Raw genomic sequence first — 16,786 nt, 5'->3', positions numbered from 1 at the left:
CCACGTCAGTTTTCGAAGCCGTCGGCGAGCTTCGCGAAGAGGTGGTCGACGCGGCCGCGGTGATCGTCGGCCACCTCGGCGGCGGTGTCGCCGGCGAGTTGGCGGGCTGCGGTGCGGGTGAGGACCGTGGTGTAGCCGGCCACGAAGAACGCAGCGAGCAGGGCGGCGTCGCCCGGATCCATGCCGGCCGCCAGCTCCTCGGCGAGGGCCTGCTGGAGTTCGTCGGCGATCTCGCGGGCGCGGGCGATCAGCGCCGGTGACGCCGCGACCGTGGCGAAGAACGGGACCGACCCGTCCTTGAGTCCGGACAGCGAATGGCGCTCGTCGACCAGCCGCAGCGTCGCCTCGTGCAGCTCCGTCAGTACGTCGCCGTTGCCGCGGACCGCCGTACGCAAGACCTCCAGCGCGTCGTCGGCGCGGTCGAGGAGCAGGTCCTCCTTGCGCGGGAAGTGCTTGAAGACGGTCACGCTCGACACGCCCGCCTCGCGCGCCACCTCGGCGACCGTGACCCCGTCGAAGCCGCGCTCCAGGAACAACTGGGTGGCGACCTGCGAGATCCGGGCGCGCGTCTGCGGTCCGCCGCGAGCTGCGGTTCTGGGCATCTGTGACCTCACTCTCTTGTGTCACTAAGTTTAGTCACTTAACCTAGTGGCATGTCCTCCGATCAGACAACTGTCATAGCAGCCGGCCCACGTTCACTGCGGGAGGCCTGGGTCGCGTTGGCCGGCCTGTCCGCCGTGTTCCTGTTCGAGATGCTCGACAACTCGATCCTGAACGTCGCGCTGCCCACCATCGGCCGCGAACTGCACGCGTCCACAACCGCGCTCCAGTGGGTGACCGGCGCGTACGCCGTCGTGTTCGGCGGGCTGATGCTCGCCTTCGGGGCGATCGCCGACCGGTTCGGGCGACGGCGGGTCATGCTCGTCGGCCTGGTGCTGCTCGGGATTGCGAGCCTCGCAACCGCGTTCGTCGGTACGGTCGAGCAGCTGATCGCGGTCCGGGTCGCGATGGGGGTCGCGGCCGCGATGACGACACCTGGGTCGATGGCGCTGAGCTTCCGGCTGTTCGAGGACGACGGTCTCCGGGTGCGTGCCACCACGTTGATCTCGACCGTGGGGCTGGTCGGGCTCGCGGTCGGTCCGACGGCGGGCGGATTCGTACTGGCGATCGCGCCGTGGCAGGTGCTGCTGCTGATCAACGTACCGATCGCAGTGCTCGCGATGATCGGCGTACGGCGTGGAGTCGCGGCCGACGTACCGGACGAGTTGCACCGCGATCCGATCGATGTTGCGGGCGCTGTTCTCGGTACGGCGACCATTGTGCTCGCGCTTGTTGCGCCGACGCTGTTCGTCAACGAGGGCACTGGGTCGTGGAGTCCTTGGGTGTTCACCGGCGGCGCGTTGGGCGGGGCTGTGTTGTTCTATCTGCGGGAGCGCACGGCAACGTACCCGCTGCTCGATCCGAAGCTCGTTGCGCATCCGCTGGTTTCCAGTGGGCTTGCGTTCAAGGCGGCGGCTGGGCTGGCGACGGCGGGGCTCGGGTATCTCGTCACGTTGCAGCTCCAGCTCGACTGGGGTTGGACACCGGGGCTCGCTGCGCTCGGGATGCTGCCGCAGGTCGTGGTGCTCGTCGCGGGCGGTGCGCTGATTCGGCCGTTCGTCGAGCGTGTCGGGCTCGGGGGTGCCGCGTGGATCAGCGCGTCGGCGGTCGTCGCGGGACTGGCTGTGTACGGCGTGTTCAGTCGGCACGGGTACGTGTGGGTCGCGATCGCGCTGGTCCTGGTCGCCGCGGGGATGCGCGTCGTCGGGGTCGTTGCCGGGGTCAACGTTCTGCGCGGTCTGCCGAAGAACCGCACCACGATCGGCGCGGCCCTCACCGACACCGCCACCGAGGTCACCTCCGGCGCCGGCATCGCCATCACCGGCACCATCCTCGCCACGATCTTCGCCGGCACCATCACCAGCCCGAACTGGACCGCACACCAAACCACCCAGTTCCACACCGCCACCACCACAGCAGCCCTGACCCTCACCGCGCTCGCCGCCGCCCTGGTCCTCTACGGCATCCTCCGCATCCACCGCACCCCGACCAACTAGCCCTCCCGGCGACCGGCGACAAGCAATTGCCTATCGCCAGTCCCGCCGCCCCACCCCGACCAATTTGCCTGGCAGACCCAGCAAGTACTGGGTTCTACACCGTGGTTAACGGTGTAGAACCCCCACTTTGCTGGGTCTGCCAGGCAAATTGGTGGGTCTGCCAGGCAAATGCGGGCGGGTGGGGGTGGGTGGGTGGCACAAGTACGCCCCCGCCTGGTGAGGCAGGCGGGGGCGTGTCTTTTGGGTGGCTCAGAATTCTGAGCCGGCGGGGAGGTCGGGGGTGGTGGGGTCGTCGGGGTCGGACGGGCCGGCGGCCAGGCCGAGCTCGGCGACGGAGGCGAGGCCCTGATGGTTCGGGACGACGCGGACCGTGTAGCCGAACGGGCCCGTACGGTCCAGCTTCAGCTCGCCCTCGTAGCGGTGCCGGTTGCCCTCGTACGTCTCGGCGAGCTCCAGCGACGCGCGGACCGGGTCCGTGATCTCGTCTCCTGCGTCGACCCGGCCGTGCAGCACCTCGACACAGATGTCGGACGGCTCCAGATCACCGATCGCCGCGAACGCACGGATCCCGACCGTCGTACCGAGCTGCGGTACGTCGCCGAGGCCCTGGAGCTCCACGTGGTCGACACGGATCTGCGGCCACGCCGCGCGGACCTTCTTCTTCCACGCGGCCAGCTCGCGAGCACCCTCGTACGTCGAGTTGAGAGCGCGCGACGACTGCGCGGCCGGCGCGTACAACTGCTCGACGTAGTCGCGGACCATCCGGGTCGCGAGCACCTTCGGGCCGAGCTCCTTGATCGTGTGCCGGAGCATCTCGATCCAGCGGCCCGGTACGTCACCGTCGTAGAACCGCGGCGCGACCTGCTTCTCGATCAGGTCGTACAACGCGTGCGCCTCGAGGTCGTCGCGGCGGTCGGTGTCCTCGATCCCCTCGGCGGACGGGATCGCCCAGCCGAACTCGTCGTCGTACCACTCGTCCCACCAGCCGTCACGGATGGACAGGTTGAGCGCACCGTTCAGCGCCGCCTTCATCCCGGACGTACCGCACGCCTCGTACGGACGCAGCGGGTTGTTCAGCCAGACGTCGCAGCCCGGGTACATCGGCTGCGCGAGCGCGATGTCGTAATCGGGTACGAACACGATCCGGTGCCGTACCTCCGGGTCGTCGGCGAACCGGACCATCTCCTGGATGAGCTTCTTGCCGCCCTCGTCGTGCGGGTGCGCCTTGCCGGCGATCACGATCTGCACCGGACGCTGCGGGTGCAGGAGCATCGACTTCAGCCGCTCCGGGTCGCGCAGCATCAGGGTCAGCCGCTTGTACGACGGGACGCGGCGCGCGAAGCCCATCGTCAGCACGTCAGGGTCCAGGATCGAGTCGACCCAGCCGAGCTCGGCGTCGCTCGCGCCGCGGTTGATCCAGGACTGCCGGACCCGCGACCGGGTGTCGTCGATGAACCGCTGCCGGAGCAGCCGCTTGGTCTCCCAGATCTGCGCGTCCGTGGTCTTGTCCAGACCCGCGAACACCTCGTCACCGTCGGCGGTGTAGTTCGCGTACGTCAGGTCGTGGACCTCGCGCGCCACCCAGGTCGGCGCGTGCACACCGTTGGTGATCGAGGTGATCGGCACGTCGACGGAGTCGAAGCTCGGCCACAGTCCCGCGAACATCCCGCGGCTGACCACACCGTGCAGCTTCGAGACGCCGTTCGCGCGCTGTGCCAGCCGCAGCCCCATGATCGCCATGTTGAACAGCGCCGGGTCGCCGCCCTCGAAGTCCTCCGCGCCGAGCTCGAGGATCCGCTCGATCGGGACCTCGGGACCGAACACATCCGGCGAGAAGTGCTGCTGGATCAGCTCGACCGGGAACCGGTCGATACCGGCCGGGACCGGCGTGTGGGTGGTGAACACGGTGCCGCCGCGGTTCACCTCGAGCGCGGTGTCGAAGTCGAGGTCCTTCTCGGCGGCCAGTTCGCGGATCCGCTCGACGCCGAGGAAGCCGGCGTGGCCCTCGTTGGTGTGGAACACCTCGGGCGCCGCGTGACCGGTGATCCGGCAGTACGTACGGACCGCGCGGACACCGCCGACGCCGAGGAGCAGCTCCTGGAGCAGCCGGTGCTCGGTCGAACCGCCGTACAGCCGGTCGGTCACCTCGCGCTCGGAGGGCTCGTTCTCCTCGATGTCGGAGTCGAGCATCAGCAGCGGCACCCGGCCGACCTGGGCGACCCAGATCTGCGCGTGCAGCTCACGGTTGCCCGGAAGCGTGAGGGTGATGGTCGCGGGTGCGTCACCATCCCGGAGCAGGCTGATCGGAAGCCCGTCCGGGTCCACCAGGGGGTAACGCTCCTGCTGCCAGCCCTCGGCGTTCAGCGACTGCGTGAAGTAGCCGTGCCGGTACAGCAGGCCGACACCGATCAGCGGCACGCCGAGGTCGCTGGCCGCCTTCAGGTGGTCGCCGGCCAGGATGCCGAGACCGCCGGAGTACTGCGGGAGGACGTGGGTGATGCCGAACTCCGGCGAGAAGTACGCAACCGCGTCGAGCGGGGAGCCGCCGCCGGTCTGGAACCACCGGTCGTCGGTCACGTAGCTGTCCAGGTCGGCTACCGCCAGTTCCAGCCGGCGCAGGAAAGCGTGGTCGTTGGCCAGCTCGTCGAGCCGGGCCGCCGGGACCTCGCCGAGCAGCTTGACCGGGTCACCGCCGGTGCTCCGCCACAGCTGTGGGTCGACGGCCTCGAAGACGTCCTGCGTCTCCGGGTGCCAGGCCCAGCGGAGGTTGTTCACCAGGGTTCCCAGGCCGGTCAGCGGCTCGGGCAGGACAGGGCGGACGGAGAATCGTCGTATCGCTCGCACCGGGACACCGTACAAGGCCGGGGTGCCCAAAACACCCCCGGCATGCATCGATCTTGCAACGCGAGCAAGATTTTGCAGGCCGGTGTGTCACGGACGACCACTGGGAACAGATAACGTCAGACTTGTAGTTCCGACATTCAGACACAGGGAGTTCATCCACGCCATGACTGGGCGCATCCCGATCACCGACGTCACCCCGACCGTCGACGCCGGAGCGTATCCGGCCAAGGCGGCCGTCGGCGAGACGTTCACCATCGCGGCAACGGTCTTCCGCGAGGGCCATGACGCGGTGAACGCGAACGTCGTGCTCACCTCGCCGTCGGGACAGACCAGACGGATGCTGATGACGCCGGCCGGCCAGGGCAGTGACCGCTGGACCGTCGACGTCACGCTTCAGGAGCAGGGCGCGTGGACGTTCGCGGTCGAGGGCTGGAGCGACCCGTACGGGACGTGGCGGCACAACGCCGAGATCAAGATCCCCGCCGGGCTGGACGTCGACCTGATGTTCGCCGAGGGCGCCGCGTTCTTCGATCGCGCCGCGGCCGGCGTACCTCCCGCCGTACGGGCGGACCGCGGGACGCTCAGCGACGCCGCGCACGCGCTGGCGAACGGCGCGCTGCCGCCGGAGGCGCGACTGGCCGCGGGCATCTCGCCGCAGGTCCGCGCGGCCCTCGGCCGGTACCCGGTGCGCGAGCTGATCACGTCGTCGGAGACGTACCCGGTGTGGGTCGACCGGACCCGCGCGCTGTACGGCAGCTGGTACGAGTTCTTCCCGCGCTCGGAGGGTGCGGAGTACGACGAGGCGAACGACAGGTGGGTGTCCGGCACGTTCCGGACCGCGGCGCGGCGGCTCGAGGCGGTCGCGAAGATGGGCTTCGACATCCTCTACGTGCCGCCGATCCACCCGGTCGGGCACTCGTTCCGCAAGGGCCCGAACAACACCCTCGACCCGAAGCCGGGCGACCCCGGTTCGCCGTGGGCGATCGGTTCCGAGGACGGCGGCCACGACGCGATCCACCCCGAGCTCGGTACGTTCGAAGACTTCGAGTACTTCGTCGGCCGGGCCCGCGAGGTCGGCCTCGAGGTCGCGATCGACCTGGCGCTGCAGGCGTCGCCGGACCACCCGTGGGTCAAGGAGCACCCGAAGTGGTTCTCGGTCCGCGCCGACGGCTCGATCGCGTACGCCGAGAACCCGCCGAAGAAGTACCAGGACATCTACCCGATCAACTTCGACCACGATCCCGAAGGCCTGTACGCCGAGGTGCTGCGGATCGTGAAGCTCTGGATCGACAAGGGCGTCACGGTCTTCCGGGTCGACAACCCGCACACCAAGCCGGTGAACTTCTGGGAGTACCTGCTCGGCGAGATCCGCAAGACCGACCCGGACGTGGTGTTCCTGTCCGAGGCGTTCACCCGGCGGCCGATGATGCAGGAGCTGGCGAAGGTCGGGTTCCACCAGTCGTACACGTACTTCACCTGGCGCAACGAGAAGTGGGAGCTCGAGGAGTACCTCACCGAGCTCACCCAGGAGACCGGCCACTTCCTGCGGCCGAACTTCTTCGTCAACACCCCGGACATCCTGACCGCTTATCTGCAGTACGGCGGGCCCGGTGCGTTCAAGATCCGCGCGGCGATCGCGTCCACGTCGTCGCCGGCCTGGGGCGTGTACGCCGGGTACGAGCTGTTCGAGCACGTCGCGCTGCGGCCGGGCTCGGAGGAGTACCTGGACACCGAGAAGTTCCAGCTCCGGCCGCGGGACTGGGAGGCGGCGGAGCGTGAAGGCCGCACGCTCGCGCCTTACCTGACCCTGCTGAACAACATCCGCCGCCGGCACCCGTCGCTGCAGCAACTGCGCAACCTGTCGCTGCACTCGGTCGACGACGAAGCGATCATGTGCTTCTCGAAGCGCTCGACCGCACCCGACGGGCACACCGACACGGTGATCGTCGTCGTGAACACCGACCCGCACTCGGTCCGCGAGTCCATGGTCCACCTCGACATGGCCGCCCTCGGCATGCGCCCCGAAGACACCTTCACGGTCTACGACGAGATCACCGGCGCCACCTGGCGCTGGGGCCAGAGCAACTACATCAAACTCGACCCCAACGCCGAACCAGCCCACATCCTCGCCGTCCGCCGCGGCCAGGCCTAGCGGCGGGTGTACCGAAGAACGGGTAGTGGTCCGGGCACGGAGGCGTTGAGACGAGGCGGGTGAGCCTGGGACGGTGAGCGGCGGTCGGTCACTGCCCGTTCTTCGGTACGGCATCACCCCAGCGGAACGGCTCTGATCCGCGTCGTGAATCCGCATGCGACGAGGCGCTCGTAGGCAGCAAGGACGTCCTCCGGAACATCCTGCTCGACCGCGAAGCCGATGTCGACGGCCGGCCACACCTTCCGGCAGGTGGCGTACGCGCGCCGCTCCATGTACGGCTTGGAGATGAGCAGCACCGACTCGATCGGATCCGTCAGCAACTCCTGTGTGTACGCGACGTTCTGACCCGTGTTCGTTGGATCGCGGTCGTCGCCAGCAGGCCCGCTCCGCCACAGGAGTCTGCCGAGCGCGTTGGCCAGCCACTCACAAGTGAGCGCCAGCGAGCAGCCCGCCGGCGCCAGCCGGAGCATTGGTTCCGGGCGCTAGCCCGAGGTTGGGTGGGAGGCTGCGAAGTGCGCGGTGGGTTTCTTACAGTGGGACGGTTTCGGGGTATTTGAGGCCCGCTCCGGTGTTGAGCGCTACTACCTGCTCACCAGGGTGGATCCAGCCAGTGGTACGCAGTTGGCGGATGGCGGCGAAGTCGGCGGCGCCTTCGGGGCAGATGAAGGTGCCTTCGAGGCGGGCGACGGTGTGTTGTTCGGTGAGGATTTCTTCGTCGGTGACGGCGACGGCGCAGCCGCCGGTCTCCGCGATCGCTTGCAGGACGAGGAAATCACCGAGGGCCTTGGGGACAGTGATGCCGAAGGCAACGGTTTTGGCATCCTCCCACGGCTCGCTCTCGGTCAGGCCCTGCTCCCAGGCGCGGACGATCGGTGCGCAGCCGGTGGACTGGACGGCGACCAGGCGCGGCAGTGGGCCGTCGATCCAGCCGAGGTCGCGGAGTTCGTTCAGGGCTTTCCAGATGCCGATGATGCCGACACCGCCGCCGGTCGGGTAGACGATCACGTCCGGCAACGACCAGCCGAGCTGCTCAGCGATCTCCAGGCCCATCGTCTTCTTGCCCTCGATCCGGTACGGCTCCTTCAGCGTCGAGGCGTCGAAGTACCCGGTCTGCTCGCGGACGTACGCGGCCGCGTCGCCGATCAGCCCGTCGATGAGCTGCAGCCGGGCGCCGACCACGCTGACCTCGCGGCGGCAGATCTCTGGTGCCGCGATCGGCATCGCGATCAGCGCCTCCATCCCGGCGCGGGCGGCGTACGCGGCCCAGGCCGATCCGGCGTTCCCGTTCGTCGGCATCGCGATCTTCCGGACGCCGACCTCGTACGCGCGGGACACGCCGACGGCGGCGCCCCGGGCCTTGAAGGAGCCGGTCGGGATCAGCCCCTCGTCCTTCATCAGGAGGCGGTCCACGCCGAGCTCGGCGCCGTACCGCGGCAACGGCAGCAGCGGGGTCATCCCCTCCCCCAGCGTCACCACGTTGTCCGGCGACCGTACGGGCAGGAGCTCGTGGTAGCGCCACAGGTCCGCCGGGCGGGTCGCCAGATCCTCCTTCTTCAGATCCGGTACGCCGTACCGCGCGAGCAGCGGCGATCCGCAGGGGCAGAGGCCGATGATCTGGTCGGCGTCGTGGGTGGCCCCGCACCGGGGGCATTCGAGGTGGCTCAGCGCAGAGAACGTCACATCCGGCGACGTTACCCCGCCCGCAGATCGGTGATCATCGGACGTTGGTGATCGGTGAGCCGGAACCCGATCCCGCGCACCGAATCGATGGTGACCGTGGTGCCGAGGTCGTCGAGCTTGCGCCGCAGCCGCTTGACCACCGAATGCACGTCGCCGGTGCCGCGGACGTTCCGGTCCCGCCACACGGTCTGGTGCAGCGCGTCGTACGACCAGACGCGCAGCGGGCTGGACATCAGCCGGCCGAGCAGCTCCTGCTCGAGATCGGTCAGCTGGATCTCACGATCGCGCCAGCGGGCGACCGAGCGGGCCCGGTCGATGGTGAGTACGTCCGCGTCCGGATCGGCGCCGGACGCCTGGACGGCGGTGGCACCGACCGCATCGGGCTCCGGCGGTTCGGGCGGCTCGGACCGTACGGGCGTGGCGGACGCGGCCGGCGGCGGATGCTGCGCCGGGACGAGCAGCCGGCGGAGCTCTTCGAGATTGGAGACCAGCAGCAGCGGCGCGACGTCGTCGACGAGCTCGGCGAGCCGGACGCGTTGCTCAGCAGAAGCCGAGACCGCGATCAGCAGCGGAAACGCTTCCGCGGTCAGATCTGCGTCCATGGGGGCGGGGACACGGGCGGTGACCATCTGATCACGATGTCAACCCCTGCCCGGGATCGTCAACGGACTGCCAACGTTTGCCCAGGTTGCCTCGATCGGCGCGACAGCTAGTCACAACTTGCTCACCATGTGTGCTTGTTACCACGTTGATCTGACACATAAGGTCCACGTCAAGCTAGCGGTGTCACATGCCGCAGCCCGGGGGGCACGCAGCGTGAGTCCTCCTGCAGCAGATGACTCGGGGGAGTCGACTCGGGGTCTTTCAAGTGAGGGGCTGCAGAGATGTCACATCAACGGAAGGGGCTCGCCAGATCACTGGTGAGCACCCTGGCGGCGGTGGCCGTCGTAGCGACCGGGATGGCCGCCGCCGGCCAGGCCCAGGCGTCACCACCGACCAAACCGACGGCCGATCCGGCCGCCAAGATCAAGCCGGAGCTGATGGCGAAGCTCGACGGCAAGGACGCCAAGGCCGCGACGGACTACTGGGTCCGGTTCGGCGCGAAGGCGGACCTGGGTGCCGCGAGCAAGATCACCAACTGGAACGAGCGCGGTACGGCGGTCGCCGCCGCGCTGAAGAAGGCCGCCGCGGACAGCCAGGCGAAGATCCGCGCCGAGCTGGACGCCCAGCACATCAAGTACCAGTCGTTCTGGGGTACGAACGCGATCCGCGTCGAGAGCGGTTCGCTCGCGCTCGCCCAGAACCTGGCCACCCACACCGAGGTCGAGGGCCTGTACGCACCGGTCCAGATCGAGGTACCGAAGGTCACGCCCGGCCAGCAGGAGAAGGCGATCCAGTCGGTCGAGTGGGGCGTCGCGAACATCAAGGCGAACGACGTCTGGTCGCAGTACGGCGACAAGGGTGAGGGCATCGTCGTCGCCAGCATCGACACCGGGGTGCAGTACGACCATCCGGCGCTGGTGAACCAGTACCGCGGCAACAACGGTGACGGCACCTTCGACCACAACTACAACTGGTTCGACGCGGCCGGCACCTCGCCGAACGCACCGTCCGACGGCAACGGCCACGGCACCCACACGATGGGCACCATGGTCGGCGACGACGGCGCGGGCAACCAGATCGGTGTCGCCCCGGGCGTGAAGTGGATCGCCGCGAACGGCTGCTGCCCGAGCGACGCCGCGCTGATCTCGTCCGGCCAGTGGATGCTCGAGCCGACCGACCTCGCCGGGCAGAACCCGGACGCGAGCAAGCGGCCGAACGTCATCAACAACTCGTGGGGCTCCACGCTGCCGTCGAACGACCCGTTCATGGAGGACATCACCCTGGCCTGGACCGCGTCCGGGATCTTCGGTGCGTTCGCCAACGGCAACAGCGGTGAGGGCGGCTGCAACACCTCCGGTTCACCGGGCAGCCTGACCAGCAACTACTCCGCGGGTGCCTACGACATCAACAACACCATCGCGTCCTTCTCCGGCCGCGGTGTCGGCCAGGACGGCACCATCAAGCCGAACATCTCGGCTCCGGGTGTGAACGTCCGGTCCAGCCTGCCGGGCAACACCTACGGCGCCTTCAACGGTACGTCGATGGCTACGCCACACCTGACGGCCACCGTGGCCCTGCTGTGGTCCGCCTCGCCGTCCCTCAAGGGTGACGTGGCTGCCACCCGGGCACTCCTGAACCAGACCGCGGTCGACGCGCCGAACAGCCAGTGCGGCGGCACCGACGCGAACAACAACGTGTTCGGCCAAGGCCGGCTGGACGCGCTGGCGCTGCTGAACGCCGCGCCGATCGGTGACACCGGCACGCTCGCCGGTACGGTCACCGCCGCCACCGGTGGTGCGCCGCTGGCCGGTGCCAGCGTCACCGTCACCGCCGATGGCCAGCCCGACAAGACGCTGACCACCAGCAGCAACGGAACGTTCTCGTCCGTACTGCCGGCCGGCGACTACAACCTGACGGTCGCGTCCTTCGGCTACAAGAGCCAGAGGACGACCGCCTCGGTGACGACTGGTCAGACCACCACCAAGGACTTCGCCCTGGAGAGCACTCCGCAGGTGAGTGTCGGCGGTACGGTCACGGACGGCTCCGGCCACGGCTGGCCGCTGTACGCGAAGGTGTCGGTCGAGGGTCCGGGTGGCGTGTTCGACTACACGACCCCGAGCAACGGCCGGTACAGCCTGAAGGTCCCGTCGGGTGCGGCGTACTCGCTCAAGGTCGAGGCGAAGTACCCGGGGTACCAGACCGTCAGCCAGCCGATCACGGTCGGCAGCGGCAACCTGACGCAGAACATCGCGGTCCCGACCGACTCCGAGTCCTGCACGACCGCGCCCGGTTACAAGTGGGGCTCGGACGGCGTCTACGAGACCTTCGACGGCACCTCCACGCCGAACGGGTGGACGGTCGTCGACGGCAAGGGCAACGGTCAGGTCTGGAAGTTCGACAACCCGGGCAGCCGGGGCAACACCGCCGGCGGCAGCGGCAACTTCGCGATCGTCGACAGCGACAAGTACGGTCCGGGCGGTGCGCAGGACACCTCGCTGGTCAGCCCGGTCGTGGACCTGAGCGCGGTCACCGCTCCGGTGATCCGGTTCAACCAGGACCTGAACTGGCTCGGTGGTGAGAAGGCCGACGTCGACCTGTCGATCGACGGCGGCGCCACCTGGTCCAACGTGCTCGCCCAGGCGGCGGACGTGACGGGTCAGAAGGAGATCGCGATCCCGCAGGCGGCCGGACAGTCCGCCGTGCAGGTCCGGTTCCACTACTACGACGCCTCGTACGAATGGTGGTGGGAGCTCGACAACGTACTGGTCGGCAGCCAGGTCACCTGCGTACCGACCGGCGGCGGCATCGTCGTCGGCAACGTCAAGGACGCCAACACGAACGCGTTCGTGAACGGCGCGGTCGTCACTCGTGACGGCAGCACCGAGTCCGCGACGACGGCGGCGACGCCGGAGGACACCGGCCTGAACGACGGCTTCTACTGGCTGTACTCGTCCGCGGACGGCGACCAGGGATTCACCGCCAAGGCCGGCAACTACGTCAGCTCGACCGCGACCGTCGGGGTCGAGGCGGACTGGGCCACCACCGCCGACTACACGCTGAAGGCCGGCCAGCTGGCCGTCACGCCGGGCAGCATCACCGGCAACCTGAGGCTGCCGGGCGGCAAGGTGACCAAGTCGTTCAAGGTCACCAACACCGGTGGCGCGGACGTCGACGTCAAGTTCGGTGAGAAGGACAGCGGCTTCGTCCTGGAGAACGCGAACGGCAGCAAGACCACCAAGGCCCAGGTGGAGAACGGGGTCGGCGCTCCGCTGCAGCGGCTCGCCGTGAACACCTCGTTCGCCCGGATGCTGTCCGGCAAGACCGGCACCAAGCCGGCCGTCGCGAAGCCGATGGCGGCTCCGTGGGCCGACATCGCCGACTACCCGGCCACCGTGATGGACAACCGGGTCGTGAACCTCGACGGCAAGGTCTACTCGATTGCCGGTGGCAACGGTAGTGCGTCGACGGCGAACAGCTACGTGTACGACCCGGCCTCGCTCGCGTGGACCGCGATCGCCCCGCTCCCGGGCGCCCGCAACGCGATCACCGTCGGTGTCGTCGGTGGCAAGATCATCGCCAGCTCCGGCTGGGCGGATGCCGGCCCGGCGCCGGAGACCTGGTCGTACGACCCGGCCGCCAACGCCTGGACCGCAGTCGCCGCCAACCCGGCCCCGCGGGCCGCTGCCGGTCAGGCTGTCCTCGACGGCAAGCTGTACGCCGTCGGTGGCTGCACCACCGCCGGATGCACCCCGATGAGCAACACCGTGGTGCGCTACGACGCGGCGACGGACAGCTGGCAGACGCTGGCGAACTACCCGCAGTCGGTCGCGTTCGCATCCTGCGGCGCCATCGACGGCATGCTGTACTGCGCCGGCGGTAACGACGGCGTGAACTCCCTCAAGTCGGCGTACGTCTACGACCCGTCAGCAGACTCCTGGACTGCGATCGCGGACGCACCGGCCGACCACTGGGCGGCGTCGTACGCCGTCGCCGGCGGGAAGCTGCTGATCGTCGGCGGCGTCCAGGCCGGTGCAGTCACCAACGCCGGGTTCTCGTACGACCCGGCCGCGGGCACCTGGTCCGCCCTGCCGAACTCCAACCTGCCGCGGTACCGCGGTGGCGCGGCGTGTGGCTTCTACAAGGTCGGCGGCTCGTCCGGCGGCTTCACGGCGACCGCGGACAGTGAGGCCTTGCCGGGTCTCGAGGACTGCTCCGAGTCGTCGGCGGACGTGAGCTGGCTGTCGATCGACCAGACCGAGACCACCCTGGCCCCGGGACAGTCGACGACCGTCAAGGTCACGCTCTCCGCGAGTGTCGACCAGCCCGGTGCCTACTCGGGCGCCGTGACGATCGGCGAGAACACCCCGTACTCGGTCCCGGCCGTCGGCGTGACGATGAACGTCACTCCGCCGAACACCTGGAGCAAGCTGATGGGTACGGTCACGGGCGTCACCTCGTCCGGCACCGCCGCACTGCCGGGCGCGATCGTCGAGGTGGACTCCTGGGCCCAGTCGTACACGTTCATCACCGACAAGGACGGTGGGTACGCGTACTGGCTGGACCGCCGCAACAACCCGCTCACCCTGATCGCCGCGAAGGACGGCTACAAGCCCCAGACCCGCACCACCAGGCTGGTCAACGGCACACCCGTCGTCGAAGACTTCGCCCTGAAGTCGATCAAGTAAGCACCCGGTAACAAACTCGGCCCCCGGACGATGTCCGGGGGCCGAGCCCTTTTCAGGCCGTTGGCAGTAGATGGAAGCCGACGCCGCGGACGGCGTGGATGGTGACGGTTGCGCCGAGGTTGGCGAGTTTCTGGCGGAGGCGTTTGACGACCGAGTGGATGTGCGAGCCGTGGCCGAGGTGTTCGTTGCCCCAGACCGCGTGGTGCAGGCGCTGGTACGTCCACACGCGGCCCGGTTCCGTGACCAGGCAGTGCAGGAAGTCGTGCTCCAGCCGGGTCAGCGGCATCTCGCGATCCTTCCAGCGGACCACGCGGCGATCGACGTCGAGGCGCAACTCGGCGACCGGCTCGGGGGCGAGCTCCCGTACGGCCTTGATCTGCGTGGGTCGCTCCGCGGTCGCCACGGCTGCCGGCACCGACTGGGCCGCGCTGGGCGCGACTGCCACACCGGTCAGTTCGAGGAACGCACGGGCCTGGTCGGCGCTCGACACCAGCAGCAGGGCGTCGGCCTCACCGAGCAGGCGGGCCAGATGCACTCGTTCGGCCGTGGACGCAGCCACGCCGATGATCAGTGACGAATCGGACTGCCTCTCGATCGACAACACAGCAAGCCCCTCCCAGTCGAACCGGCCCGCCCTAAGTACGATTCACGGCACGAACTAAGTCAAGGGATTCCTTGCGCAGCGGGCTGGCACATATGCGTCCTGTCCGAGAAAGGACAGGAAAACCTGCTCTTCTGACCGATCCGTGGGTACTGATTACCCAGGTCCCCGGCGGTCCGACAGGTGGTCGCGAGTCCAAGCCTGCCCCCCGCCGAGTCAGCACCCGGAGCCGAGGTTGGGGAGGAAAACTTCCCGAATCGGGCAGGAAATCCTCCCCAAGCCTTCCCCACACCTCCCTACGCACCTGCCCACGCGGCTTGGGCGGTTGTCCGCGCTTGTTGGGGTTCTCTGCTCGTATGACAGCTGAGAGCCCCGCTCAGCTGGAGCGGTTAACCACTCGTGTTGAGGGTTCTCTGCTGGTGTGCGAACGAAGAACCCTCAAGAGCAGTGGATAACAGCACCCACGGATACGTCAGACGAACCGGAAAACCTGCGACGCTCCGCCGCCGGGTGTGCGACGGGCAAGGCAGGCGGAGTAGTCTCCTCGCGCACGGTCACTCTGACCGCACCAACGGAGGAACAGTGTCCGGTCTGGTTCGGCGGCCGCTCGTGATCTGGTTGCTCGCGGCCCTCGCAGTCCCTGTGCTGCTGACGGCTGTGCTCGTTCCGGCCCGCGCCGGCACCACCGAGGACGACCTCCGCGAACGCACCGAAGCGGCCCTGAAGGCGCGCGGGATCGAGAGCAGTCTCGTCGACTTCGACGGACGGGACGCGCACATCACGGTGCCCGCGGGCGCGGACGCGATTGTGGTCCGGGACGTGGTCAGCGGCGTCGACGGAGTCCGTTCGGTCCGGATCGAGAGTGCCACCGGTACGCCGACAGCGTCGCCGAGCACCGCTCCCTCCGCGAGCACTGCTCCATCTGCTAGCACTGCTCCATCTGCTAGCACTGCTCCTTCTGCTAGCACTGCTCCTTCTGCTAGCACCGCTCCCTCAGCTAGCAGTGCTCCTTCCGCTAGCAATGCTCCTTCGGCTAGCAGTGATGGACAGGGCGACGTATCGGCGTTCGAGGTCGGGCGTACGGACCGCTCGATCCGGGTGCAGGCGCCCGTGCGGAGCCAGGCAGTGAAGGACGCGATCGCCGCCGAGGTGGAGCAGGTGCTCGGCGAGAACCGTGAGTACGACGACCGGACGACGATCGACGCCACGAACGGGATCGCCGACGCGAGCGCGGTGTCCGCACTGCTTCGGGCGCTCGCGATCGGGACCGGCGACGCGTCCGTACGGTACGACGGCAACACGGTGACGCTGTCCGGCCAGGTACCGGACCAGGCGACCAAGGCGACCATCGGACGGGCCGCCGCGAAGGCTGTGCCCGGCGCGGTCGTCGCGGACCAGCTCGTGCTTCCGGCGGCGCCGAAGAGCGCGGTGAGTGAGCCGTGCCGGACGCTGCCGACCCGGCTGGCCGAGTTCACCCGGCAGCACCCGATCAACTTCCTGTCCGGTACGTCGATCGTGAACGACGCGTCGAAGCCCGCCGTCGTACAGGCGGCCGCGGTGCTGAGGTCGTGTACGACGGTGCGCGTCGAGGTCGCCGGGCACACCGACAACCTCGGCTCCACCGCGAGCAGCCTGCCGCTGTCCGAACGCCGCGCCGCCGCCGTACGGGCCGAGCTCGTCCGGCTCGGCGTGACCGCGAGCCGCATCGTCGCGACCGGGTACGGCGAGTCCTTCCCGCTCGAGTCCAACGCCACCGGCGCCGGCCGGATCGCCAACCGCCGCGCCGAGATCCGAGTAGTACAGGGGAACGAATGAGCTGGCTGATTGCCGAGACCTGGATTCTGCTACTGATCGCGTTCGTCCTGGGCAGCGCGGCCGCGTGGCTCGTGCGCCGCTGGGTGCGTACGTCGACCCGAGGAGCGCGCTGATGAGCTGGCTGCTCCGAGACACCTGGCTCGGCTCCCTCCTCGCCTTCGTCCTGGGTGCAGCCATCACCTGGCTCCTCCTGGACCGCCGCCGCCCGGCCACTGCGACAGCTCCAGCGGACAACGCACCGTCCCCCACCGCGACGGCCGCGCGCGTCACCTCAGCTACTCCAACCAGCTCCGCGCCACCCGCTGCACCC

General features: G+C 68.7%; 10 protein-coding genes. 4 read left to right on the top strand and 6 right to left on the bottom strand.

Annotated features, from left to right (window positions below; genetic code table 11):
* Window positions 1-5 precede the first annotated feature (5 nt).
* On the bottom strand, window positions 6-602 hold the full coding sequence (locus tag ACGFI6_RS26835) for a TetR/AcrR family transcriptional regulator (RefSeq protein ID WP_393123145.1): 597 nt from the start codon (window positions 600-602) through the stop codon (window positions 6-8).
* Between the two features lie 51 nt (window positions 603-653).
* Between ACGFI6_RS26835 and ACGFI6_RS26830 the strand changes: the two genes are divergently transcribed.
* Window positions 654-2,096 carry an MFS transporter gene (locus ACGFI6_RS26830; protein WP_393123143.1) on the top strand — a complete coding sequence of 481 codons (1,443 nt, stop codon included), beginning with the start codon at window positions 654-656 and terminating at the stop codon, window positions 2,094-2,096.
* A gap of 249 nt (window positions 2,097-2,345) precedes the next feature.
* On the opposite strand, the gene glgP is transcribed toward ACGFI6_RS26830, so the two are convergent.
* Window positions 2,346-4,940, bottom strand: coding sequence for an alpha-glucan family phosphorylase (gene glgP / locus ACGFI6_RS26825; RefSeq protein WP_393123141.1), 2,595 nt, complete (start codon window positions 4,938-4,940; stop codon window positions 2,346-2,348).
* 163 nt (window positions 4,941-5,103) lie between these two features.
* On the opposite strand from glgP, the gene ACGFI6_RS26820 reads away from it, so the two are divergent.
* The gene (locus tag ACGFI6_RS26820) at window positions 5,104-7,092 is read left to right on the top strand and encodes an alpha-1,4-glucan--maltose-1-phosphate maltosyltransferase (RefSeq protein WP_393123139.1); all 1,989 of its coding nucleotides are present in this window, start codon (window positions 5,104-5,106) and stop codon (window positions 7,090-7,092) included.
* A 113-nt stretch (window positions 7,093-7,205) separates the two neighbouring features.
* Here the strand turns inward: ACGFI6_RS26820 and ACGFI6_RS26815 are convergent, their stop codons facing one another.
* The 3 genes from ACGFI6_RS26815 to ACGFI6_RS26805 are packed head-to-tail and all read right to left on the bottom strand — an operon-like array spanning window position 7,206 to window position 9,401.
* Complete coding sequence (locus ACGFI6_RS26815) at window positions 7,206-7,562, bottom strand: ElyC/SanA/YdcF family protein (protein WP_393123136.1); 357 nt, start codon at window positions 7,560-7,562, stop codon at window positions 7,206-7,208.
* Window positions 7,563-7,620: 58 nt separating this feature from the next.
* A complete protein-coding gene (locus ACGFI6_RS26810; RefSeq protein ID WP_393123134.1) occupies window positions 7,621-8,772 on the bottom strand; it encodes a threonine synthase in 1,152 nt (383 codons plus the stop codon).
* A gap of 11 nt (window positions 8,773-8,783) precedes the next feature.
* Window positions 8,784-9,401 carry a winged helix-turn-helix domain-containing protein gene (locus tag ACGFI6_RS26805; RefSeq protein ID WP_393123132.1) on the bottom strand — a complete coding sequence of 206 codons (618 nt, stop codon included), beginning with the start codon at window positions 9,399-9,401 and terminating at the stop codon, window positions 8,784-8,786.
* Between the two features lie 255 nt (window positions 9,402-9,656).
* Here ACGFI6_RS26805 and ACGFI6_RS26800 point away from each other — a divergent pair, with 255 nt between their 5' ends.
* Entirely contained in the window at window positions 9,657-14,060 is a 4,404-nt protein-coding gene (locus tag ACGFI6_RS26800) for a S8 family serine peptidase (RefSeq protein WP_393123130.1), read from the top strand.
* Between the two features lie 52 nt (window positions 14,061-14,112).
* Here the strand turns inward: ACGFI6_RS26800 and ACGFI6_RS26795 are convergent, their stop codons facing one another.
* Window positions 14,113-14,664 (bottom strand): winged helix-turn-helix domain-containing protein, encoded by a 552-nt coding sequence (locus ACGFI6_RS26795; RefSeq protein ID WP_393123128.1) that lies wholly within the window; start codon window positions 14,662-14,664, stop codon window positions 14,113-14,115.
* A gap of 579 nt (window positions 14,665-15,243) precedes the next feature.
* On the opposite strand from ACGFI6_RS26795, the gene ACGFI6_RS26790 reads away from it, so the two are divergent.
* Window positions 15,244-16,476 (top strand): OmpA family protein, encoded by a 1,233-nt coding sequence (locus tag ACGFI6_RS26790; protein WP_393123126.1) that lies wholly within the window; start codon window positions 15,244-15,246, stop codon window positions 16,474-16,476.
* The last annotated feature ends 310 nt before the right edge of the window (window positions 16,477-16,786 follow it).

This window comes from Kribbella sp. NPDC048928 (assembly GCF_043197975.1).
In the GTDB taxonomy this organism is placed as follows: Bacteria; Actinomycetota; Actinomycetes; order Propionibacteriales; family Kribbellaceae; genus Kribbella.
This window is presented reverse-complemented; position numbering and strand designations above follow the sequence as displayed.